This is a genomic window from Ruminococcus bromii, from assembly GCF_928721825.1.
In the GTDB taxonomy this organism is placed as follows: Bacteria; Bacillota; Clostridia; order Oscillospirales; family Acutalibacteraceae; genus Ruminococcoides; species Ruminococcoides bromii.
In genome coordinates this window covers 1,076,449-1,099,537 of sequence record NZ_CAKMVP010000003.1, presented here as the reverse complement: position 1 = coordinate 1,099,537, position 23,089 = coordinate 1,076,449, and the positions used below count along the sequence as shown (strand labels likewise).

Below are 23,089 nucleotides of genomic sequence, written 5' to 3'. Positions count from 1 at the left end.
AATTACGAATAAAATAACTTTTATGTGCATTTAAAAGGGGTTTTTGTGTTGATTTGAAGAATCAAAAGTATTATAATTACATTGATTGAAATTGACTGTAAAAGGTATGTGGAGAGATAGAAATGAATATGGTAAAAAGAACTTGGGCTGAAATTTCACTTAATGCAATTGAGCATAACTATAATGTAATAAGAAATAAGGTTGCAGACGATACAAAGGTCTGTTGTGTTATAAAGGCTGACGGCTACGGCCACGGTGCAGTTGAGCTTTCACAGATTTATGAAAAACTCGGAGCGGATTTTTTTGCTGTTTCAAATATTGACGAGGGTATAGAAATCAGAAAGAGCGGTTCAAAACTCCCTATTGTGATTCTTGGCTACACTCCCGTTTCGGAAGCAAAAAATCTTGCCGCTTATAATATTTCTCAGGCTGTTTTTTCACTTGAGTATGCAAAGGAGCTTTCCGAAAAATGTGTTGAAGAGGACTGTATCTGCAAAATGCACATCAAGGTTGACTCGGGAATGTCAAGAATCGGCTTTATGTGTCAGGAATTTCCACGGGATGAATATTCTATTGAAGAAATTTGCGAGGCTTGTTGCCTTCCGAATCTTGAGGTTGAGGGGCTTTTTACTCATTTTTGTGTGTCTGATGAAGATGCCGAGGGCAGAGAGTTCACAAACAAGCAGTATGAAAACTTTATTCATGTGCGTGACAGCCTTAAAAAGCGAGGCGTTGATATCAGCGTTGTTCATTGCTCAAATAGCGGCGCAATTGAAGATTACCCCGAAACCTGTTGCGATATGGTAAGGGCAGGTATTATCCTCTACGGACTTGCTCCGTCATCAAAGCTTGCCGACAGACTTGACCTTGTTCCTGCAATGACTCTTAAAACAGTTGTTGCTTTTGTAAAAGAGGTTCAAAAGGGTGCAACAATTTCCTACGGCAGAACTTTTACAGCCGACAGAAAGATGAAAATTGCAACCGTTCCTATCGGATACGCTGACGGATTCATCAGACAGAATGCAAAAGACGGCTATATGACGGTAAACGGAAAGAAAGCGAAAATTGTGGGCAGAATATGTATGGATCAGACAATGCTTGATGTTACCGATATTGAAGATGTCAAGACAGGTGACGAGGTTGTCGTATTCGGTACAGGCGAAAACGGTGAGCCTACTGCAGATTCGCTTGCCGAAAATACAGGAACTATAAACTACGAAACCGTCTGTCTTGTCGGAAAGCGTGTTCCGAGAATTTACATTAAAGACGGAAAAATTGAGAATGTGATGTATAAATTATGAGATTACTTGCTGTTGACGGAAACAGTATTGTAAACCGTGCGTTTTACGGAATAAGACCGCTTACTACAAAGGACGGTCAGTTTACAAACGCAATTTACGGATTTCTTACAATGCTGTATAAAATTAAAAATGAAGAAAATCCCGATGCCGTGGCAATTGCCTTTGACCTGAAAACACCGACCTTCAGACACAAGGCTTATGCAGGCTACAAGGCAACACGAAAAGGTATGCCGGAAGAGCTTGCATCACAAATGGAACCGCTGAAAAAGCTTCTTACCCTTTTAGGCTATAAACTTGTTACCTGCGAGGGCTTTGAGGCTGACGATATTCTCGGTACGCTTGCCAAGGCTTGTGAAGAAAACGGAAACGAGTGCGTTATTGCAACAGGTGATCGTGACAGCCTTCAGCTTGTGTCGGACAAAACAAGCGTTCATCTTTGCTCAAACAAACAGGATATACTTTATACCCCCGAAAAGATTCTTGAAACTTACGGTGTAACTCCGAAAGAGCTTATAGAAATCAAGGCGATTCAGGGCGATACTTCGGATAATATTCCGGGTGTTGCGGGAATAGGTCCAAAGGGTGCAGGCGACCTCATTCAGAGATATCACACGGTTGAGTATATCTATGACCATCTTGATGAACTTGAAATCAAGGACGGTGTGCGTAAAAAGCTGACTGCATCAAAGGATAATGCAATTCTCAGCCGTATGCTCGGTGAAATAAACTGCAACGCTCCTGTTGACACAAGTGTCGAAAATTATGTTGTAGATATGAAAGATGCCGATGAATGTGCCGGATTTATGGCAAAACTTGAACTGTTTTCTTTAATAGAAAAATACGGCATCAAGGCTGACAAAAACACAAAGACAAAAGAAACTGAGAAAAAAACACTTGAGGTTGTATCTGATTTTGATGAAAATGAACTTTTAAAAAATGTTAAGTCAGAGAAAAAGCTCTATATTAGCTTTGAAATTGAGAATAAAGAATTAAAATCCTTTGCCGTGCTTTTTGACGGCAAGGTGTATATAAGCACGGACGAAGAACTTTTTGTTAAGTTTATTGCCGACAGTGAACTTGAAAAGTACACAAGAAACATCAAAACGCTCTACGCTTATGCCGATGAGAAAAATATTGATGTTGAAAACATTGTGTTTGATATTGAGCTTGCGGCATATCTGATTGAACCGTCGTCAAAGGATTATTCGGACAAAAATCTTTGTGCCTCTTACGAAATCGCTCTGCCTGTCTGCACTGATGAGCAGAATGAAAAATACGAGGCATTTGCCTGTTATGCAGAATTGTGCGAAAAACTCGGAGATAAAATCAAGGCTCACGGTCAGGAAAAGCTGTTGAGCGAAATTGAAATACCGCTTGCAAAGGTGCTTGCAAGAATGGAAAATATCGGTGTCTGTGTTGACCGACAGGGCATTGAAGGCTACGGCGAAATGCTTTCTGCACAGATTAAGGAGCTTGAAACCGCAATTTACGAAAGTGCGGGCTGTGAGTTTAACATCAATTCTCCGAAACAGCTTGGCGTAGTTTTATTCGAAAACCTCGGACTCCCTTGCAAAAAGAAAACGAAGAGCGGCTACAGCACAAATGCAGAGGTGCTTGAGGGTCTGAGGTATGAACATCCCGTTGTTGAAATGGTGCTGAGATACAGAACGCTCTCAAAGCTGAATTCAACCTACTGCGAGGGACTTTTAAAGGTCATTGCAGATGACGGCAGAATCCATTCAAATTTCAATCAGACCGAAACAAGAACAGGAAGAATCAGCTCAACAGAGCCGAATCTCCAGAACATTCCCGTAAGGACCGAACTCGGCAGAGAGATGAGAAAGTTTTTCTGCGCAGGAGAGGGTCAGGTGCTTGTTGATGCCGACTATTCGCAGATTGAACTCCGTGTGCTTGCCCATATTTCGGGTGACAAAAATATGATAAAAGCGTTCAGGGACAACGAAGATATCCACGCAATCACAGCGTCACAGGTGTTCAATATGCCGCTTGATATGGTAACTCCGATTATGAGAAGCCGTGCAAAGGCGGTCAACTTCGGCATTGTTTACGGTATCGGTGCATTTTCTCTTGCAAAGGATATCGGTGTTTCAAACAGAGAGGCAAAGCGCTACATTGAAAGCTATCTTGCACACTACAGCGGTGTTGACAGCTATATGAAAAATGTTGTTGAAAGAGCAAAGGCTGACGGCTATGTTGAAACAATGTTCGGCAGAAGAAGAAATCTTCCCGAACTCACCTCGGGCAAGCATATGATCCGTGCATTCGGCGAGAGAGTTGCAAGAAATATGCCTATTCAAGGCACAGCCGCAGACATTATCAAAATTGCAATGATTAAGGTTGACGAGCGAATGAAAGCCGAAAATCTCCGTGCAAGGCTTGTGCTGCAGGTTCACGATGAACTTATTGTCGAAGCTCCGCAGGATGAGAGCATGAGAGTTGCACTCATCGTTCAGGAAGAAATGGAAAACGCAGTAAAAATGAGCGTTCCGCTCACAGCCGATGCGGCAGTCGGAAGGACTTGGTATGATGCAAAAGGATAACAGAACAATTGCCTTTGTCTGCACGGGCAACACCTGTCGCAGTCCTATGGCAGAGGCAATTTTTAATGATATGGCAGAGAAAAACGGCGTTTGCGTCAGGGCGGAAAGCTTTGGCATTGCGACCTCAACGGGACTTCCCGTGTCGGAAAATTCCGTGATTGCCTGTAAGGAAATCGGAATTGACCTTTCGGGCAAAGCTTCAACAGCCGTAGCTGATGCCGGCATTGAAAAATACGAAAAATTTTACTGTATGTCGCAAAGTCACGCAAAAATGTTGATGCAGTTTTTTCTTGTACAGTCCGAAAAAATCGCCGTACTCGGTATAAGCGATCCCTACGGCGGTGACATTGAGGTGTACAGACATTGCCGTGATGAAATTGTTAATTCTGTAAAGGAAATATTAAAAGCGTATGAAAATTGACAGAATGACCGAAAATCAGCTTGAGGCGGTTGCACAGCTTGAACAGCGGTGCTTTTCACATCCGTGGTCATTTAACAGCATTGAAGAAGAACTGAACAACGAAACCTCGCTGTTTTTTACCGCAACGGAAGATAATGCCGTTGTCGGATATATAGGAATGAGCGTTGTTGTTGATGAGGGTTACATTTTCAATGTTGCCGTTGACGGCACACACAGAAATCGGGGAATAGGTTCGGCGCTTGTTGAAACGCTTGTGACCTATGCCAAGAAAAATAACCTCTGCTTTCTCACTCTTGAGGTTCGTGAAAGCAACAAAAATGCCCGTTCTCTCTATGAAAAATTCGGATTTATCAAGGTGGGAGAGAGGAAAAACTACTACTCTTCTCCTGCTGAAAACGCTGTTTTAATGACACGCTTTTTTTGACATATATATGTAATAAAACATTATATTAACGATATTACGGAACTTCGTCATAAATGTTTCGTAGTGAAAGGAAAATTATGAAGATACTCGCAATAGAATCGTCCTGTGACGAAACTGCGGCAGCGGTTGTTGAGGACGGCAGAAACATAATCTCCTCGGTGGTTGCTTCTCAGGTTGAGGAACACAAGCTTTACGGCGGTGTTGTTCCCGAAATCGCATCACGCCGTCACGCAGAGGCAATTGTTCCTGTTGTAAGACAGGCTCTTGAAAATGCAGACTGCACGCTTTCGGATATTGACGCAATCGGCGTTACATATGCCCCCGGACTTATCGGAGCGTTGCTTGTGGGGGTGAATTTTGCAAAGGGACTTTCACTTGCAACAGGAATTCCCCTTGTGCCTGTTCACCATCTGCGTTCGCATATTGCGTCAAATTATATTTCAAATAAAGAATTAAAACCGCCGTTCCTCTGCCTTGTTGTGTCGGGCGGTCACAGTCACATTGTTATGGTTGAGGACTACACAAAGATGAAAATTATCGGCAAAACCCGTGATGATGCCGCAGGCGAGGCTTTTGACAAAGCCGCAAGGACAATGGGAATGCCGTATCCCGGCGGAATTGAAATGGACAGAGTTGCGGAAAACGGCAATCCGTTTGCATTCAAGCTTCCCCGTCCCTCGGTTCATGACGCACCGTATGATTTCAGCTTTTCGGGACTAAAAACAGCCGTAATCAACCTCATTCACAATTCGGCACAAAAGGGTGTTGAGCTTAACAAAGCCGATGTCTGCGCGTCATTCCGCTATGCCGTTGTTGATTGCCTTGTTACAAACTTTATCAAGGCGGCTGAGGACTTGAAGCAGAAAAAGCTTGTAATCGCAGGCGGTGTTTCGGCAAATTCACTTCTCAGAAGAACCCTTGCAGAAGAGTGTAAAAAGCGTGATTGGGAAATGTATATGCCCGAAAAATCTCTTTGCGGCGACAATGCCGCCATGGTCGGTTCACAGGGATATTACGAGCTTCTCAGCGGAAATATTGCAGGAACAGACCTCAATGCTTTTGCTACAATGAGTATTGAAAAAGGCTGACTTATTCGCAAATAATCACTAAAACACTTGCTATTTTATCAAGAATATACTAAAATAGTGTTAATAAACCGAAAGGATGATTTAAAATGAGCAATCCTATTGTTACTTTTGAAATGGAAAACGGAAAAATAATCAAAGCGGAGCTTTATCCCGAAATTGCTCCGAATACTGTAAATAATTTTCTCAGCCTTGTAAACAAGGGTTACTATGACGGTCTCACATTCCACCGTGTAATCTACGGATTTATGATTCAGGGCGGTTGTCCCGAAGGCACGGGCATGGGAGGTCCCGGATATTCAATCAAGGGCGAATTTGCCGCAAACGGCTTTGAAAACGACCTCAAACACACAGAGGGCGTTCTCTCAATGGCTCGCTCAATGATGCCCGACTCCGCAGGCTCGCAGTTCTTCATTATGCACAAAAACGCTCCTCACCTTGACGGTCAGTATGCCGCTTTCGGCAAGGTAATCGAGGGTATGGATGTTGTAAATGAAATTGCAGAATGTGACACGGACTATTCTGACAAACCGCTTGACCCACAGGTTATGGCAAAGGTTACCGCCGAAACCTTCGGCGTTGACTACCCTGACCCAAAAAAGTGCTGATATAATTGCGAAAGGAAAATAGATATGAATGTTTTGCTTGCAGGCGGTGCCGGATATATCGGCTCGCACACTTGTGTTGAGCTTATCAATGCAGGTCATGATGTTGTAATTGCGGATAATTTTTCAAACAGCTGTCCCGTGGCGGTTGAAAGAGTGGAAGAGCTTACAGGAAAGAAAATTTCCCTCTATGAAGCCGATGTTTGTGACAGGGATGCCGTTGAAAAGATTTTTTCGGAAAATAAGATTGATGCGGTAATTCACTTTGCAGGTCTTAAAGCAGTAGGCGAAAGCTGCGAAAAGCCTGTTGAATACTACCGCAACAATATTGATTCAACACTCACTTTGCTTGAAGCAATGAAGAAACACGGTGTAAATAACTTTATTTTCAGCTCAAGCGCAACGGTATACGGCACACCCGAAACAGTTCCGCTTGTTGAAACAATGCCAAAGGGTTCTCCGACAAACCCATACGGCTGGACAAAGTTTATGATGGAACAGATTCTTACGGATGCCGCAAACGCAAATCCCGATATGTCTGTTGTTCTTCTCCGTTACTTCAACCCGATTGGTGCTCACGAAAGCGGCAGAATCGGCGAAGACCCTAACGGAATCCCGAACAACCTTATGCCGTACATAACTCAAGTTGCCGCAGGCAGACTCAAATGTCTTGGTGTGTTTGGTGACGATTACCCGACTCATGACGGCACAGGTGTGCGTGACTATATCCATGTTGTTGACCTTGCAAAGGGTCATGTTAAGGCCATTGAATATTCCGCAGTTCATAAGGGAACAGAGGTGTTTAACCTCGGCACGGGAGTCGGATACAGCGTTCTTGATATTGTAAAGGCTTTTGAAAAGGCAAATTCAATCAAAATTCCTTATGTAATCAAGCCCCGCCGTGCAGGCGACATTGCAGAATGCTTTGCCGACGCAACAAAAGCCAAAAATGTGCTTGGTTGGGTTGCCGAAAAGAACCTTGAGGATATGTGCAGAGACAGTTGGAACTGGCAATCTAACAATGTTAATGGTTACAAATAACAAATTATCATCATTTAATTTGTGCAATCCTACAAAAAACAATATTTTGTAAAATAATCTACGGTTAAAGGTCATTTACAGTTGACTTTTAATGGTCGATTGTTGTATAATGATAATGCTTATAGAAGCATTATCACATAAGGAGGAAAAAGAAAATGTTCAAAAAAGCACTTAGCCTTTTACTGTCTATGATGCTTGTTGTGACATCACTCGTTGTAACTGTAATGAGCGTTTCTGCTGCCGGCGATACATATTTCGTATCCGGTTCTGAAGAACTCACAGGTTACAAGTGGGCTGAGACTGCAGCAACTTGCGGAGATAATGTAATGACAGCAAACGGCGATGGTAACTACGAAAAAGTATTTACCAACGTAGCAGTCGGCAACGGCTATCAGTTCAAAGTCGTTAAAAACGACGGTGAAGAATGGATTGGTATCGGTGACGGCTACGAACAGAACTTCACATTCAATGTAAAAACTGCTTGTGATGTAACAGTAACTTTCAACCCAACAACAAAGGAAATCAATGTAACAGGTGACGGCGTTGATATTCCGAAAGACCTTGTTATTGACCATGTTACAGCTGTAGGTAACGGCTTTGGTGAATGGCTCCATGCTAAGGACTGGAAGTTAGATGCTGATGTTAACAACTTAACAGAAACATCTGAGGGTTCAAAGGTTTATCAGATTACCTACGAGAACCTTGACGCTTACGAGAACTATGAGTTCAAGTTTGCTGCAAACAGTTCTTGGGCAGACAACTGGGGCCTTGCTGAGGCAGGCGGTGCTCCGCTCAACGAGTGGTTCGACCTTACTTACAATGGCCAGAATATGGTTGTTGATACCGATGAAGCCGGTTACGATGACGGTTATGATATGGTTCTTACACTTGACCTTTCAAACTTCAGCTATGCAACAAAGCAGGGTGCTAGATGCAAGATTGACATTGTAACAGGTGACAAGCCTACAGAGCCTGCAACAGAAGAGCCTACAACAGTAGCAGCTCCTACAACAGTAGCTCCTACAACAGCAGCTCCTGAAACAGAGCCTGCAACTGAGCCTGCAACAGAGGTAGCTACAACAGCTGCTGCTGAAAATGGTCTTACAGTAAAGGCTACTTCAAACCTCTTCCCTGAGAAGAAGATCGTTCTTAGCCCTGACCAGAAGACATTCAAGGTTACTTATGTATTCCAGTCTAAGGACAAGGATGTGCTTGACTTCCAGTGGTTTATGTACTATGATTCAAACGTACTCAAGCCAACAGATAATACAAATAAGTCAACTTCTTTTGAATATCCCAGCCAGGGCAGCTACATGTTCAACAAGAAGATTCCGGGCGAGATCGGTGCTACCGGTACAAACCTCAGTCTTTATAACTCAACTTCAAAGGAAATCGTATTTGCTTCAGCTGAGTTTGAAGTAATTGATCCTTCAGCTACTGAAACAACAGTTAATCTCGATGCACAGGTACTTCGTCTTTCAAAGGTTGATCCTGACACAGACTACACAATTACAGAAGAAGAAGTAGAGATTACAAACTTTGGTCTCAATCAGGAGAACTATGATAAGTTCGTAACTGTTTGTAAGACAGATTCAGTTCCTGTTTCTTCAGAAGAAACAACAGTAGCTCCTACAACTGAAGAGGCTACAACAGTTGCTCCGACAACTGAAGAGGCTACAACAGTAGCTCCTACAACTGAAGAGGCTACAACAGTAGCTCCTACAACTGAAGAGGCTACAACAGTAGCTCCTACAACTGAAGAGCCGACTGAAGCTCCTACAACAGAAGAAGCTACAACAGCTCCTGCAACAGAGCCTACAACAGTAGCTCCTACAACAGAGCCTACAACAGAGCCTGCTCCTGCAGCAGATCCTATTTATGTAGTAGCCGGTTCAGAAGAATTTGCCGGTCTTAAGTGGATTGGTGATCCTGTAGGCGGTGCTCAGAATGTTATGACAAAAGACGGCGACTTGTACACAAAGACATTCACTGCAACTCCTGCAGGCAAAGACTATCAGATTAAGGTAGTTAAGAATGTAGAAGGTACAGATCCTGAAACAGGCGACAAAGTTTGGAATCAGACTTGGTTTGGTATCGGCGAAGAATACAAAGATAACCTCACATTCAATGTAACAGATACTTGTGATGTAACAGTAACATTCAATCCTGCTACAAACGAAATTAATGTAACAGGTGACAAAGTTAAGGTTGTTACAGATCTCGAAGTTGAGTATATTACAGCAGTAGGTAACGGCTACGAAGGCTGGCTCAACGGTGTAGCATGGGGTGTTGATGCTGCTTCAAACAAGATGGATAAGATTGCTGATAAAGTTTATAAGATTTCTTATACAAATGTAGTATCATCAGACAGCTATGAATTTAAGTTTGCTGCAAACGGTTCATGGGCTGCTAGCTGGGGTCTTCCGGCAGAAGAGAACGGTGCTCCTGTTGGCGAAAACTATGCTCTTACATACAACGGTGAGAATATGGTTCTCGATACAGTAGCTCTTGGTTATGAAGAGGGACACACTCTTAAATGTAACACTTACACTTGACCTTACAAACTTTGACTATCCTTCAAAGCAGGGTGCAAAGGCATTTATTCAGGTTACACCTCAGGCTCCTTCTGACGAAGCTACAATCACAGCTTCTTCAAACATCTGCCAGGCTAACGGCACAGGCACATACAAGGTTGGCGACAAGGTATCTGTTTACTATGTTCTTGATACTAAGGACGCTCAGGTAGAGGATGTTCAGTGGAAACTCTCATTCGACAAGGATGCACTTGAACTCAACTCACTTACAATGCCTGCAATCAATGATGGCCTTGTCAACACTGACAGCTATGAAGGTAACGCTTCAAGTCTTTCACTCTACGACTTTGCCGGCGGTAAGAAGCTCGTTGAGGCTGCATTTACTGTAAAGGCAGCAGGTGAAACAAAAGTAAACCTTAATGTTGTTGATCTTACACTTGCTAAGCTCAACGCTGATACAGGTCATGCAGATGAAGACTCAGAGTACGAGGCAGTTGTTAACAGCGACATTGCTAATGATATCTTTGATAACATTAACTCAGAGGCTAAGGTAGAAGCTTATGTTGAGCCTGCAACAACAGAGCCTGCAACAACAGAGCCTGCTACAACAGAGCCTGCTACAACAGAGCCTGAAACAACAGAGCCTACAACAGTAGCTCCTGAAACAACAGAGCCTACAACAGTAGCTCCTGAAACAACAGAGCCTACAACAGTAGCTCCTGAAACAACAGAGCCTACAACAGTAGCTCCTGAAACAACAGAGCCTACAACAGTAGCTCCTGAAACAACAGAGCCTACAACAGTAGAGCCTGCAACAGTAGCTCCTGAAACAACAGAGCCTACAGATGCTCCTGCAACAGTAGCTCCTACTACACCTGATGCTACATCTGGTTCACAGGCTGCAGCAAAGGGTCAGTCAACAGGTGACACAGCTACTCCTGACACACCGGCTAACGGCACAAGCAGCAATGCAGTACAGACAGGCAATGCTTCTATGGCAATAGTTATCCTCTTAGCTCTTATTTCTGCTACAGGTGTTGTTTATTTCACAAGAAAGAGATTCACAAAGTAATTTGAATTTCTGATTGTAAAAAATTGTTGACGATGTTGACGGTTTTAAAAAAATAATTTTTCACCCCTCGGTGCTCCGAGGGGTGTTTTTGTTTAACCTCCTGTTAATTGGATGTTTTTGCAGTTGAAAATTTTCGTTCGTAAATTTTCACACAAAATTCAGTGAAAATTGTGAATATATTCATTGAAATTTTTTTTGTAATGATATATAATAGAAACATCAAACTAAAGGAATGAAAAAAATGTCTAAAAAAATAAAAAGTATTCTTTCAATTCTATTTGTCGCAATTATGACAGCGTCATGCTTTTGTATTCCTGTTAATGCTGCCGATGATGATTTGAAAATCAAAATCTCGTCTGATGACAAAGATTCCGTAACTGCCAAGGTTGGTGATACTGTAAAGTATGCGGTCTATATGTCGCAGACCAATGAAAAGGTAATCGGCATTCAGATGAGCTTCTTCTATGATGACGCTTATTTAAAAATGGATGCTGATTCGGTTAAATGTGAAAGCTTTCCTAACTCAGTGGGCAACACGGCTTTGAAGAATTATTATATCTTTACATGGACAGATGTACAGAACCCTGTGACGCTTAATTCAAACAAATCTCTTGTTTCCGCAGAATTTAAGGTTCTCAAGGGCGGTGAAACCGATCTTTCATATTTTATTTCTGACATCTACGGTGATGATATGACTTACCTAAAGTCTTATAAGATTACCTGTAAGCTTTGGGTAAACGGTGAAGAGGTTAAGCAGGATGCAGTTCCGATTGTTGATGAAAAGAAAGCAAGCGAAAACAAACTTCAAGGCGACTTCATAAACTATGTTGACGGTATGGGTGAGGAGAATACTCCTAACAAAGATGACCATAAATCTGTAATTGTTGAGAAAAGATACATTGCAACCCAGAAAAGCACCTCAGTTGTTGATGTTACAAAGACTGTTGAAACATCAACAAACGGTTCGGGTTCGGGTTCAAGCACAACAATTATTATCATCGTTGCGATAGCGGTCGTATTGCTTGCAGCAGGTGCGATAATTCTTGTAAAGAAGAAAGACGATAAGAAAAAATCGGATTCGTTAGGTAATGTAAATTCGGACGAAAATAACGAAAATTGATATCTTCTTTGAGTTTAATAGATAAAAATTCATATATTGTCGCTAAATACACAAAATTGTAACTTCAATTTTGTGTATTTTTTTGCTTCCATATAAATTAAAAAGATTGCATTTTTCAATTTTTTGTTATATAATTAATGCATACCGATAGATATCGGAAATTTTTTTTGGAGGAGATTCAAATGTCAAAAAAACTTATTAGTATCATTTTGTCATGTGTTCTCGTTGCTTCACTTGCAGTTGTAGGTGTTGTAAGCGTTTCAGCAGCTATTGACAATGATGGTCGCTACGTTCCGAGTGAGGGCGTAACAGAAACACACAGAATATACTTCTTTATGCCTGAGTCATGGAAGAGTGAAAAGTTCAATGCATCAGACGCCGGTGCATACTGGTGGAGCGGTACAGACGCTTGCGAGTCTAAAGACGGTACATCAAAGGGTGCTCCGTGGCCGGGATACAAGATGCAGGTTTACGATGCAGACGCTAACCTCTTCTATATTGACCTTCCTGCAGATGCACCTAATATTATTTTCAACAACTACCTTAACGGCGGTGAGAAATATACTGATGGAACTTATCAGTACAGCAAGGAACAGTACGAGGCTGCTGCTCAGACAAAGGATGTGACTTGTCAGTACTATTCGGATGGTGATGACGAATACTATGACAATATGTTAGACAGTGAGTTCTGGACAAAGGCTCAGGAGGCTGTTGAGGGTAATGATAAGTCGTTCCTCGGCAACTTCAAGGATAACTTCTTTATCGAGACAGAGTATGACCTCGGTATCTCAATGACATTCGATAACATGATTTTCGTTATTGATCCTGAAAACTCTGATGTTAATGATCTCAGCGGTAAGGTATCTTACGGCGGTAACTTCTACTTCTTCTATGGTAAGAACGCAGATGGCAAATATGAGTACGGCGGACTTCCTAACTATGAAATGGCTAAGGATAATGGTGTAGTCAATGTTCTTGACAAAGATGCTAAACCTGCTACACCTATACAGCCGAATAAGCCACAAGTTCCGGACGACAACAACGGCGGCAACAATAACGGTGGCAACAACAACAACGGTGGCAACAACAACGGTGCCAACAATAACGGTGCCAACAATAACGGTGCCAACAACAACGGTGGCAACACAAACCCAACTGCTACAGTTCCCGCTCCTGATAAGAATGCTACATCTTCAGCAGATTCAGTTTCTACATCAGACACAACACCTACAAGTGACAACGGCGCAGTTCAGACAGGCGTTGCAACAGCAGCTGCAGCTCTCGCAGTTGTTCTTATTGCAGGCGGTGCAGTTCTTTACACACGCAAGAGATTTGAATAATCTCACTTGAATAATTATATATAAATATAATTGCTTATGCCCTCCAATCGGAGGGCATTTTTGCTTTACTGTTTATTATTTGTTCTCTTATGTATGACTGAATAAGCGGAAATTACGGATGAAAATATGCCAAAATTCAGTAAAATGCAAATTTGGTGGAATTTAACACAAAAATTTGGTTGTTATTACATTGAGATTAAGACTCAAAATTCCCTGTAACACTTGATTTTTACTGCGTTTTATACTATAATAAGCATACAGATGCAAGTATGGTGTCGGAAATTCATAAGGAGGATATTTAAAATGTCCAAAAAAGTTATAAGTCTTTTATTGGCTGTTATGCTTACAATGGCAATGATTGCAGTTGCTGCAGTCAGCGTTTCTGCCGATACGGACGATGAAGGCAGATATGTTCCTTCTGAAGGCACGAAGACTTACCGTATATATTTCTATAAACCTGCTTACTGGGAAAACGAGTTCGCATCAGATACAGATATTTTTTGGCAGAGCGGTTCTGACAGCCCTCCTGCTTTCCCCGGTTACTGTGCTCAGAAAGCCGATGTCCCGAATGTATACTATTGTGATGTTCCGACGGATGTTGACAATGTAATCTGGAATAATGTTATTGACGGCGCTGACGGCTCAAGCAATTCTGAGATTGCTCCTGCTTATAAGACAACCGATATAGCTTTGGTCGGTTATGATGCTGAAAAATCCGACTATTATCCTGAAGGTGTAAAAAACTTTGATAATATGATTTATGTCATCAATCCCGACAGCACATCTGTTGACGATGAGGGCAAATCAGTCTGTTCAGGTGAATGGTTTTACTACTACGGTAACGGCGAGTACGGTACTGTTCCTGTAAAGGAAAAGCTTAAGAGCGGTGATTATTACGGCGAAGACGGTGTGTTTCCCACAGAATACACTGCCTTGGAGGAAACAACAACTGCTCCTTCCGCAAAAGCTGCGACAAAACCGGCGGCTACAGAGTCTGCTGTCGAATCAACTGCTGCAACTTCGCCTTCCGAAGCTTCTTCGCTTGCACTCACAGTTAATGCAACATCAAATTATTTTCCGATGGCAACTGCACAGTACAACCCGACTACAAATCAGGTAACGGTTACATACAATTTAGAGTCCGCTGAGAATGTTCTTGACACGCAGTGGTACATTTCGTATGACACGGCAATTCTTTCCCTTTCAAAAGATAACAATGTAAAATCCGTTTGTCCTGTAATGAACGGCAAGGGCGCTTATGTCAACTTGTGTGATGAGGATGACGGCACAGGTTATGTTAGATTCTGTGCAAGCGACCTTTCGCTCTATAATTTCAGTGAAAAAACTCCTTTTGCAAGGATTGTTTTTGATGTAAAGGATATTTCAAAGGTCGCTCCGGTTTCTACAACTGTTGACCTTGTTGTTCAGGTACTCCGTGTTTCTGAGCTTGATCCTGACACCGAAATGACAGACAGTGACAAGGAAGTTGTTCTTGTTGATAAGGAAATTGTAAAAAAAGACCCTGTTGCCACTGCAAAGGTTGACCTTTCTACAATGCTTACACTTTCAACTTATGTTGAGCCTGCTACAACTACTGCTCCTACTACGGTTGAAACGACAGAGGCTCCGTCAACAGAATCTTCAACAGCGACTTCTCAAGCGGCTTCAACCGAGAAGCCAACGCAAATCCCTGCGCAGACTTCTGAGACAGAATTTGTAACAGAGAAAATCAATTCAACATCCGACACTCCCGATACACCCGACAGCAACGGCGGCAATGACGGCGTTGTCCAGACAGGTGAAGCTCCTCTGGCTGTTGTAATTCTTACACTTCTCATCGGCTCAACTTGTGTAATGTTCGTTCTTCGTAAGAAGGAAGAAATCCTTTAACGGCTGATAAAGACTAATAATTAAGAGGGCTGACCAAACAAAGGTCAGCCCTCTTTCTGTGCCGTGATTGAGGTTTAAAATTCTGATAAAAATACAAAAAAACAGCTCCACTATTTTTAGTGGAGCTGTTTCGTAATCTGTAAAATCAGTTAGCTCTGGTAACCTTACCTGAACGCAAACAACGGGTGCAAGCATATACACGCTTTGGTGAACCGTCAACAATAGCCTTAACACGCTGTACGTTGGGCTTCCATGTTCTGTTTGATCTTCTGTGTGAGTGAGATACCTTAATACCGAACTTTACATCCTTACCGCAGAATTCACATTTTGCCATGCGTCTGCACCTCCTTAAAGAAAACTAATTCTATTTCTAACTTTGTTATAATAACAGAAAATGAGAGAAAATGCAAGTGTTTTTTGAAAATTTCTCAACTTGTTTTTTGCTCTTGTAATTTTTGACGAATTATTATATAATGAGAAGTAAATATAGTTACACGATTGTTACCTAAAATTTTGAATTTCAGGAGGCTATTATGCTCTCATTATTACTTAACGGAATCAGAAACGGAAATCTCGACTTCGGTGCCGTAATTGCCGAAATATTGGCTGTGCTTGTCATCATATTTTTAATTCTCCCATTCCATGAATGGGCGCACGCTTTCACGGCGTCACTTCTCGGCGACAAGGCTGTAAAGGGCAGAGGCAGACTTTCACTCAATCCGCTCAGCCACATTGACCCTATGGGTGCCTTGTGTATGCTTTTGTTCGGATTCGGTTGGGCAAAGCCTGTTCCGATTGATCCGAGAAATTTTAAAAATCCAAAGGTCGGTATGGCAATCACCGCAATTATGGGACCGATTGCAAATATCGTTGCCGCATTGGCAGGACTTCTCATTTATTATCCGATTATCCTTTTTACAGGCGCATTTCCGCTTTCGACAATCGGAGGATATGTTGTTCAATTCTTAAGCTTCTACATTTCGTGCAATGTCGGACTTGCAGTGTTCAACCTTATTCCCATTCCTCCGCTTGACGGTTCAAAGGTTCTCTTTGTATTTTTGCCCGACAAGGCTGTTGAGTTTTTTTACAGATATCAGATGTATTTCTTCATCGGTCTTTTTGTTCTCCTTTATGTAGGAGTTCTCAACACACCGATTAACTGGGTGAGCAATCAGATTCTTAACTTCATCAGCTGGCTTGCAAGCCTGCCGTACATGCCGTTTGTCGGTTAATTTAATCATCCGCAACAAAAATTACAACAAAGAAATTATCTATGGAAACACAACAACTTCAATATAAGCTGTCGGCATTTGAAGGTCCTCTTGACCTGTTGCTGACGCTGATTTCTAAAAACAAAATAGATATTTACGACATCAGCATTTCCGAATTGCTCGACCAGTACATGGAGCAGATTAATATGATGCAGGAAAATCAGATGGATATCGCATCGGAATTTCTGACAATGGCGTCAAGGCTTGTATATATCAAGTCTGTAATGCTCCTGCCAAAATATGAGGAAGAGGCTGAAGAGCTCAAGAAAGAACTTTCGGGACAACTTCTTGAATATGCAGTCTGCCGTGAAATGGCGGCAAAGCTGGGCGATATTTATGACTTTGACAGCTTTTACAGAGAGGCTTCTCCCGTTGAATTTGACTTGACTTACAACCGTATTCATCCGAGTGAGGATATTGCAAAGGCATATGTCAGCGCAGTCGGACGGGGCAAGCGTAAGCTTCCACCGTCAAAAGACGCATTTTCGGGTATTGTGTCGCATAAAATCGTGTCGGTAAACAGTAAGATTATCCATCTTATGAGAAGGCTATGGCACGGCAAAAGGCTTGAATATCACGAAATTTTTGAGGTGTGCGAGGGCAAAAGCGACCTTGTGGCAACATTTCTTGCAACGCTGGAGCTTGTAAAGGGTAAGCGTATCAGAATTGAGGGCAGTGGTGAAAATGCCGTTGTTCATATGATTGAGGATAAAAACGCAATGCCTTTGCCACAGGTTGGCGAGGACGAAAACAATGAAAATGAGGAGGTGCAGTAATGGCTGTTGAAAATATTCGTGGTGCGATTGAGGCGATTTTGTTCGCAAACGGTGCGTCGGTTGAATTTTCCCGAATAGCGCAGGCACTTGAAATTTCCGAAAAAAAGGTTAAGGAGCATATTTCTGCACTGATTGATGATTATGAGGCGTCAGGACGGGGCATAACTATAATATTGCTTGACAATTCCTGTCAGATGGTTTCAAAAAAGGAATTTGCTCCGCAGATTCGTACCGTTATGGATTTGAGGAGGAACACTCCGCTTTCACAGGCGGCTCTTGAAGTCCTTGCGGTTGTTGCATACAATCAGCCTGTTACAAAGGCTTTTGTCGAGCAGGTGCGCGGTGTTGACTGCAGTGGTGTAATCGGCAGTTTGACAACAAAGGGACTTGTTGAAGAAAAGGGCAGACTTGAGCTACCCGGCAGACCGTTGCTTTACGGCACAACCGAAAACTTTTTGCGTTGCTTTAACATTTCAAGTCTTGACGAGCTTCCTCCGCTCCCCGAGAGTGATGAGGACAAGGAGTCCGAAGAAAACGGTGAAGAACAGGAGAAAATCGAAAACGGCGGAGAACAGATGGATTTGTTTTCGATACAGTCTAATGACAAACAGTAAAAATTAGGGGGAATACCCTTGCTTTGGTTATATATTTTACTCGGAATTGCTCTGTTTGTTGCGCTTGTGATGTTTATTCCGATTACTTTGCGTGCATCATATAAAGAGGAGTTTTGGTGCGCCGTGTATATCGGCTTTGTAAAGCTGCAGCTTGTGCCGGCAAAGCCTAAAAAAGAAAAGAAGAAGAAAGTTAAAAAACAAACTCCGAAAACCAAACAGCCTAAAAAAGCGACAGAAAAAAAGCCGAGCCTTATTAAAAAATACGGCATTGAGTGGCTTTTGAACCTGATAAAAAGAGTTGCAGAGCTTGCAGTATCTGCATTGCAGGATTTTTTCAGTCACATACTGATAAAAAAATTCTCGCTGAGTATCAGCGTTGCAGGTGACGATGCGGCTGACACGGCTATAAAATACGGCAAATACTGTGCCGTTGTTTATCCGGCAGTAGGCACAATTGTCCGTGTTGTAAAATGCAAAGGCTACGGAGTTGACATAAATCCGAATTTTTCGGAAAAAGCAGAAACAGAAATCAACTTTGACTTTGCCGCAAGAATTTTCGCATTCCGACTTATCGGTCTTGTCGTTAAGCACGGAATCAAGGGACTTAAGCTTCTTGCAGAAGTGAGAAACGAACTATAAATAACTGATGATTTATATAAATATAAAAAAGGAGAATGGCTATGGAACATCCTATCGGTAATCTGATGAATACTACAATGGAAAAAATTAAGGAAATGATTGATGTCAATACTATCATCGGCGATCCAATTACCTCGCCTGACGGTACACTCATCATTCCTGTTTCAAAGGTAAGCTACGGCTTTGCGTCAGGCGGTTCTGATTTGCCCACAAAAAAAGAAAACAAGGACTGCTTTGGCGGCGGAAGCGGTGCGGGTGTTACTATTCAGCCTGTTGCCTTTCTTACCGTTTATCAGGGCGATGTAAGGCTTGTTTCCGTTGATAGTGAAGAAGGCACAGCCGACAAGCTCGTTAATATGATTCCCGATGTTCTCAAAAAGGTAAAGGGAGTTTTCAAAAAGGATAAGAGCGAATCCGCAGACGATTTTTCCGAAATCACACAGGACGATATTGACGGCTGATTCGTAATATTGCAGCACCCCTCGGCATAGATTTATGCAGGGGGTGTCCTTATGAAAAAAATAATCTCGCTTGCGGTGTGCTTTGTTATGCCGTTTGTGCTTATGGGCGCAAAAACTGCGGAGGATACTCCTCCCACAACTTCTGCACAGGCATTTGTTCTTTATTGTCCCGATAACAACACGGTTATCTGTTCAAAAAATGCAGATGAAAGGATGAAACCTGCAAGCACTACAAAGATTATGACATCTCTCATAACGCTTGAGGAGGCGGCATCCTGTGACAGCGAAGTAACCTTCAAACAGGAAATGGTTGCCGAGGGCAGTTCGATGTATCTTAAAGTCGGTGAAAAAGTCCGACTTTCGGACCTTGCGTCGGGAATGATGATGGCGTCGGGTAATGATGCGGCTAATGCGGCGGCATATACGATTTCGGGCAGTTCCGAAAAGTTTTCACAGCGAATGAATGAAAAGGCAAATCAAATCGGTATGACGAATACCCATTTTGTAACGCCGAGCGGACTTGACGATGACAACCATTACTCAAGTGCAAAGGATATGGCTCTGCTTATGTCATATGCACTTGAAAATGACGATTTTGCAAATCTTACGGCTAAGAAGAGCGTGGCCGTTGAATTTCTTGAACCGAAATCAAAGAAAACCGCATATGCAAATCATAACAGGCTTTTGTCGCTTTATCCCTACTGTACAGGCGGAAAAACAGGCTATACAACGGCGGCAGGGCGGTGCCTTGTTTCCTCTGCAAAAAAAGACGGTGTAACGCTTGTGTGCGTCACTCTGAATGACCGTAACGATTGGAATGACCATATTTCTCTTTATGATTACGCTTTTGAAAAGTACAGGGGAGTTGACTGCAAGGACGCTGACTTTTGTGCCGATATTCCGTGCGTGGGCGGTGATAAGGTCAGCATAACGGTTACAGGTGAGAAGAACAGCACAATCGTTTTAAAGCGTGAGGACTGCGATAAAATCAAGAAGAAAATCTATATAGACAGCTTTTTGTATGCTCCGATTGAAAAGAACGAATCGGTCGGCAGAATTGAATACACACTCGGCGGAAAGCTGCTTTATAAATGCAACATTGTTGCAGGCGAAAAGATTAAATCGGATAAAAAGAGTGTGTCAATATTTTCGGCAATAGGAAATCTGTTTTCGTGACAGCTTAAATATACAGAAAATTTTAATAAAAAGGAATTTACATATGGCTAAAATTGAACCTATAAGACTTCAGAAATTCATAGCGCAATGCGGTATTGCGTCAAGGCGAAAGGCCGAGGAGCTTATTCTCGGCGGTCATGTCAAGGTGAACGGCAAAACCGCAATTCTCGGTGACAAGGTTCTTCCTACAGACAAGGTGTTTGTAAGAGGCAAGAGGATTGTTGTGCCGAAGGGCGGTAATTACCGATATATTATGCTCAACAAGCCCCGTGGATTCATTACCACAATGAATGATGAGCGTGGCAGAAAGTGTGTTGCACAGCTTGTTGAGAATGTCGGCGAGCGAGTTTATCCGATCGGCAGACTTGACAAAGACAGCGAGGGTATGCTTGTTTTTACAAATGACGGTGACTTTGCAAACAAGGTTATGCACCCGAAAAACAATGTTTACAAGATTTACAGAGTAACCGTTCGACCGTCAATTGACGAGGATCAGCTTGTAAAGCTTGAAACAGGCGTTGAGCTTGACGGCAGGAAAACCGCTCCTGCATATGTCCATGTAATTCACAAGGAGCAGGGCAGAGTAGTTCTTGAAATGATTCTTCACGAGGGTAAGAACCGTGAAATCAGAAGAATGTGCGAGGCTGTCGGGCTTGAGGTTGCAAGACTCAAACGTACCCAGATCGGCGGTGTAAAAATGGGTATGCTTAAGCAGGGCGACTGGAGAGATTTGACCGAACAAGAGGTTAAAAAACTGCTTGCAAACCCGTTTTTAAACGGCAAACAGCTTTAATTTTCTGTTTTTGAAAAATACTTCCGAAACGGTGAATAAAACTATTCGTTAATTTGACAATAAATTTACGGTTTTGGTGTAATAACTATTAAATGTGTTCAAAATTGAAATAGTACAGCGTGTTTTTCTTGTACTTTTGAAGATTATAGAGTATAATGTATCGTGTAGAAAATTAGTATGCACGCTCAGTTTTCGTGCATATTCAATACATGGTATTGGAGGATTTTAAGATGAGTATTGAAAAGATCAATCAGGCAAAGGCTGAAATTGCCGCAACTTCCGCTTATAAGACAATTACAGCGTTTTTTGATGCAGACAGCTTTTGTGAAATTGATGCCTTTGCAAAATCCGGTGAAGGTTTTGCCGAGGTTGTTGCAGGCTTTGGAACAGTAGAAGGTATGCCTGTTTATGCGTTTGCACAGAACAGCGACATTTGCGGCGGTGCCATGAGTAAGGCACAGGCTGCCAAGCTTAAAAAGCTGTATGGTCTTGCACTCAAGACAGGCGCTCCTGTTGTAGGTTTCTATGACAGCATTGGCGGCAGACTTAAGCAGGGTACAGAGCTTCTCGCAGGTTGCGGTGATGTTCTCAATGCGGCTGCGTCACTTTCCGGTGTTGTACCGCAGATCTCGGTTGTTCTCGGCACTTGCCTCGGAACAAACGCTCTTAACGCCGCAAGCGCAGACATCGTTATCATGAGCAAAGACGCACAGCTTTCACTTTCGGTAACAGGCAAGCATTCCGATGCCGCTTACAATGCTGAAAACGGTATTGCCTCAATCGTTTGTGACGATGCAGACAAGGCAATCAAGGCTGCAAAGGAACTTATCCTTTATCTTCCGTCAAATAACCTCACAATGGCTCCTCAGTCATTTGAAGAAGCTCCGGCAGAGGACGGTTGCGGTTGTGTAGTCAGCAGAACAGTTGACGGCAACAGCATTGTAAAGCTCTTCAATGATTACGGCAAGGAAGCAAATGTTCGTTTTGCAAGACTCGGCGGTCAGGTTGTAGGTATTGTTGTTACAAAGGGCAAGGAGCTTGGTTGCAAGTCTGCAAACAAGGTAGCAAAGTTTGTTCGTTTCTGCGACGCTTTCTCACTCCCTATTGTAACATTCGTAAACTGCCCGGGCTTTGAGTCAATCAAGTCGGCAACAAAGGCGTCAGCCGCTTATGCTGAGGCAACAACAGTTAAGATTTCTGTTGTTACAGGCAAGGCAATCGGTTCAGGCTATGTTGCTCTTGCAGGCACAGGCGCTAATGCAGATGTTGTTTACGCACTTCCCGATGCGGTTATTTCACCTGTTAATGTTGAGGCTGCCGCATTCATTATGGCTCCCGAAGTTATGAATGTTGCCACAGATAAGCAGGCTGAGGTTGCTCAGAAGTTTGCTGACGAGAATCTTTCTGCTTACAATGCCGCTCAGAACGGCTATGTTGACGGTATTGTTGAAGAAGCTCAGCTCCGTCAGACTCTTATTTCTGCTCTTGATATGCTCTCGGGCAAGCGTGTTTCAACACTTTCAAAGAAGCATTCAACTATCTGATAAATGATTACTTGTTAAAATAAAAGGGGATACTAAAAATGAAGAATTTAAGAATTACAGTTAACGGCACAGCATATGATGTTCAGGTTGAAGAACTCGGTGGTTCTTCAGCTCCCGCAGCAGCCGCTCCTGCTCCGGCAGCCGCTCCCGCTCCTGCAGCAAAGCCTGCAGCTCCCGCAGGCGCTCAGGGTTCTGTTGTTGTAAAGGCTCCTATGCCCGGTACAGTTGTTAATGTTGTTGTTTCGGCAGGACAGGCTGTTAAGGCCGGAGATGACCTCGTATTCATCGAGGCTATGAAGATGGAAACTCCTGTTAAGGCTCCGCAGGACGGCACAGTTGCAACAGTTGATGTTGCAAAGGGTGAGTCTGTTGACTCAGGTAAGGTTCTCGTAACACTTAACTAATCAATAATTCGGAGAAA

General features: G+C 42.7%; 22 protein-coding genes. 21 read left to right on the top strand and 1 reads right to left on the bottom strand.

Features of this window, described 5'->3' with window-relative positions:
* Positions 1 to 122 precede the first annotated feature (122 nt).
* The 12 genes from alr (at position 123) to QDI94_RS05535 (ending at position 15,394) form a co-directional block, all read left to right on the top strand.
* Positions 123 to 1,301, top strand: a complete 1,179-nt coding sequence (gene alr / locus QDI94_RS05590; RefSeq protein WP_278867818.1) for an alanine racemase — start codon at positions 123 to 125, stop codon at positions 1,299 to 1,301.
* Entirely contained in the window at positions 1,298 to 3,862 is a 2,565-nt protein-coding gene (gene polA, locus QDI94_RS05585; protein WP_278867817.1) for a DNA polymerase I, read from the top strand. The genes alr and polA overlap by 4 nt, the downstream gene beginning before the upstream one ends.
* Complete coding sequence (locus QDI94_RS05580; protein WP_278867815.1) at positions 3,846 to 4,283, top strand: arsenate reductase/protein-tyrosine-phosphatase family protein; 438 nt, start codon at positions 3,846 to 3,848, stop codon at positions 4,281 to 4,283. Before polA ends, QDI94_RS05580 begins: the two co-directional genes overlap by 17 nt.
* Positions 4,273 to 4,707 (top strand): ribosomal protein S18-alanine N-acetyltransferase, encoded by a 435-nt coding sequence (gene rimI, locus QDI94_RS05575; RefSeq protein WP_278867813.1) that lies wholly within the window; start codon positions 4,273 to 4,275, stop codon positions 4,705 to 4,707. The genes QDI94_RS05580 and rimI overlap by 11 nt, the downstream gene beginning before the upstream one ends.
* Before the next feature lie 77 nt (positions 4,708 to 4,784).
* Positions 4,785 to 5,795: a tRNA (adenosine(37)-N6)-threonylcarbamoyltransferase complex transferase subunit TsaD gene (tsaD, locus tag QDI94_RS05570; RefSeq protein WP_278475500.1), complete on the top strand. Its 1,011-nt coding sequence runs from the start codon at positions 4,785 to 4,787 to the stop codon at positions 5,793 to 5,795.
* A gap of 86 nt (positions 5,796 to 5,881) precedes the next feature.
* Entirely contained in the window at positions 5,882 to 6,400 is a 519-nt protein-coding gene (locus tag QDI94_RS05565) for a peptidylprolyl isomerase (RefSeq protein WP_176790450.1), read from the top strand.
* A gap of 24 nt (positions 6,401 to 6,424) precedes the next feature.
* Positions 6,425 to 7,438: a UDP-glucose 4-epimerase GalE gene (galE, locus tag QDI94_RS05560; RefSeq protein ID WP_278867810.1), complete on the top strand. Its 1,014-nt coding sequence runs from the start codon at positions 6,425 to 6,427 to the stop codon at positions 7,436 to 7,438.
* Between the two features lie 155 nt (positions 7,439 to 7,593).
* On the top strand, positions 7,594 to 9,993 hold the full coding sequence (locus QDI94_RS05555) for a hypothetical protein (protein ID WP_278867808.1): 2,400 nt from the start codon (positions 7,594 to 7,596) through the stop codon (positions 9,991 to 9,993).
* Positions 9,953 to 11,044, top strand: a complete 1,092-nt coding sequence (locus QDI94_RS05550) for a hypothetical protein (RefSeq protein WP_278867807.1) — start codon at positions 9,953 to 9,955, stop codon at positions 11,042 to 11,044. Before QDI94_RS05555 ends, QDI94_RS05550 begins: the two co-directional genes overlap by 41 nt.
* A 241-nt stretch (positions 11,045 to 11,285) precedes the next feature.
* Entirely contained in the window at positions 11,286 to 12,164 is an 879-nt protein-coding gene (locus tag QDI94_RS05545; protein ID WP_278867806.1) for a cohesin domain-containing protein, read from the top strand.
* A 182-nt stretch (positions 12,165 to 12,346) separates the two neighbouring features.
* A complete protein-coding gene (locus QDI94_RS05540; protein WP_278867805.1) occupies positions 12,347 to 13,504 on the top strand; it encodes a hypothetical protein in 1,158 nt (385 codons plus the stop codon).
* A gap of 303 nt (positions 13,505 to 13,807) precedes the next feature.
* Positions 13,808 to 15,394 (top strand): hypothetical protein, encoded by a 1,587-nt coding sequence (locus tag QDI94_RS05535; RefSeq protein ID WP_278867804.1) that lies wholly within the window; start codon positions 13,808 to 13,810, stop codon positions 15,392 to 15,394.
* Between the two features lie 145 nt (positions 15,395 to 15,539).
* Here QDI94_RS05535 and rpmB read toward each other — a convergent pair whose 3' ends face one another.
* On the bottom strand, positions 15,540 to 15,728 hold the full coding sequence (gene rpmB / locus QDI94_RS05530; RefSeq protein WP_015523414.1) for a 50S ribosomal protein L28: 189 nt from the start codon (positions 15,726 to 15,728) through the stop codon (positions 15,540 to 15,542).
* Positions 15,729 to 15,927: 199 nt separating this feature from the next.
* On the opposite strand from rpmB, the gene QDI94_RS05525 reads away from it, so the two are divergent.
* From QDI94_RS05525 to QDI94_RS05485, 9 genes are all read left to right on the top strand, one after another.
* Complete coding sequence (locus tag QDI94_RS05525) at positions 15,928 to 16,626, top strand: site-2 protease family protein (RefSeq protein WP_101029858.1); 699 nt, start codon at positions 15,928 to 15,930, stop codon at positions 16,624 to 16,626.
* 41 nt (positions 16,627 to 16,667) lie between these two features.
* The gene (locus QDI94_RS05520; RefSeq protein ID WP_278867803.1) at positions 16,668 to 17,441 is read left to right on the top strand and encodes a segregation and condensation protein A; all 774 of its coding nucleotides are present in this window, start codon (positions 16,668 to 16,670) and stop codon (positions 17,439 to 17,441) included.
* Positions 17,441 to 18,055 carry an SMC-Scp complex subunit ScpB gene (gene scpB / locus QDI94_RS05515; protein ID WP_278867801.1) on the top strand — a complete coding sequence of 205 codons (615 nt, stop codon included), beginning with the start codon at positions 17,441 to 17,443 and terminating at the stop codon, positions 18,053 to 18,055. Before QDI94_RS05520 ends, scpB begins: the two co-directional genes overlap by 1 nt.
* An 18-nt stretch (positions 18,056 to 18,073) precedes the next feature.
* On the top strand, positions 18,074 to 18,694 hold the full coding sequence (locus QDI94_RS05510; protein ID WP_278867799.1) for a DUF2953 domain-containing protein: 621 nt from the start codon (positions 18,074 to 18,076) through the stop codon (positions 18,692 to 18,694).
* Positions 18,695 to 18,735: 41 nt separating this feature from the next.
* A complete protein-coding gene (gene ytfJ / locus QDI94_RS05505; protein ID WP_278419858.1) occupies positions 18,736 to 19,155 on the top strand; it encodes a GerW family sporulation protein in 420 nt (139 codons plus the stop codon).
* 51 nt (positions 19,156 to 19,206) lie between these two features.
* Entirely contained in the window at positions 19,207 to 20,331 is a 1,125-nt protein-coding gene (locus QDI94_RS05500) for a D-alanyl-D-alanine carboxypeptidase family protein (RefSeq protein ID WP_278867797.1), read from the top strand.
* 43 nt (positions 20,332 to 20,374) lie between these two features.
* Positions 20,375 to 21,124 (top strand): pseudouridine synthase, encoded by a 750-nt coding sequence (locus tag QDI94_RS05495; RefSeq protein WP_015523420.1) that lies wholly within the window; start codon positions 20,375 to 20,377, stop codon positions 21,122 to 21,124.
* Positions 21,125 to 21,354: 230 nt separating this feature from the next.
* Positions 21,355 to 22,668 (top strand): carboxyl transferase domain-containing protein, encoded by a 1,314-nt coding sequence (locus tag QDI94_RS05490; protein WP_278867795.1) that lies wholly within the window; start codon positions 21,355 to 21,357, stop codon positions 22,666 to 22,668.
* A 38-nt stretch (positions 22,669 to 22,706) separates the two neighbouring features.
* Positions 22,707 to 23,072 carry a DUF2118 domain-containing protein gene (locus QDI94_RS05485; protein WP_046433336.1) on the top strand — a complete coding sequence of 122 codons (366 nt, stop codon included), beginning with the start codon at positions 22,707 to 22,709 and terminating at the stop codon, positions 23,070 to 23,072.
* Positions 23,073 to 23,089 lie beyond the last annotated feature (17 nt).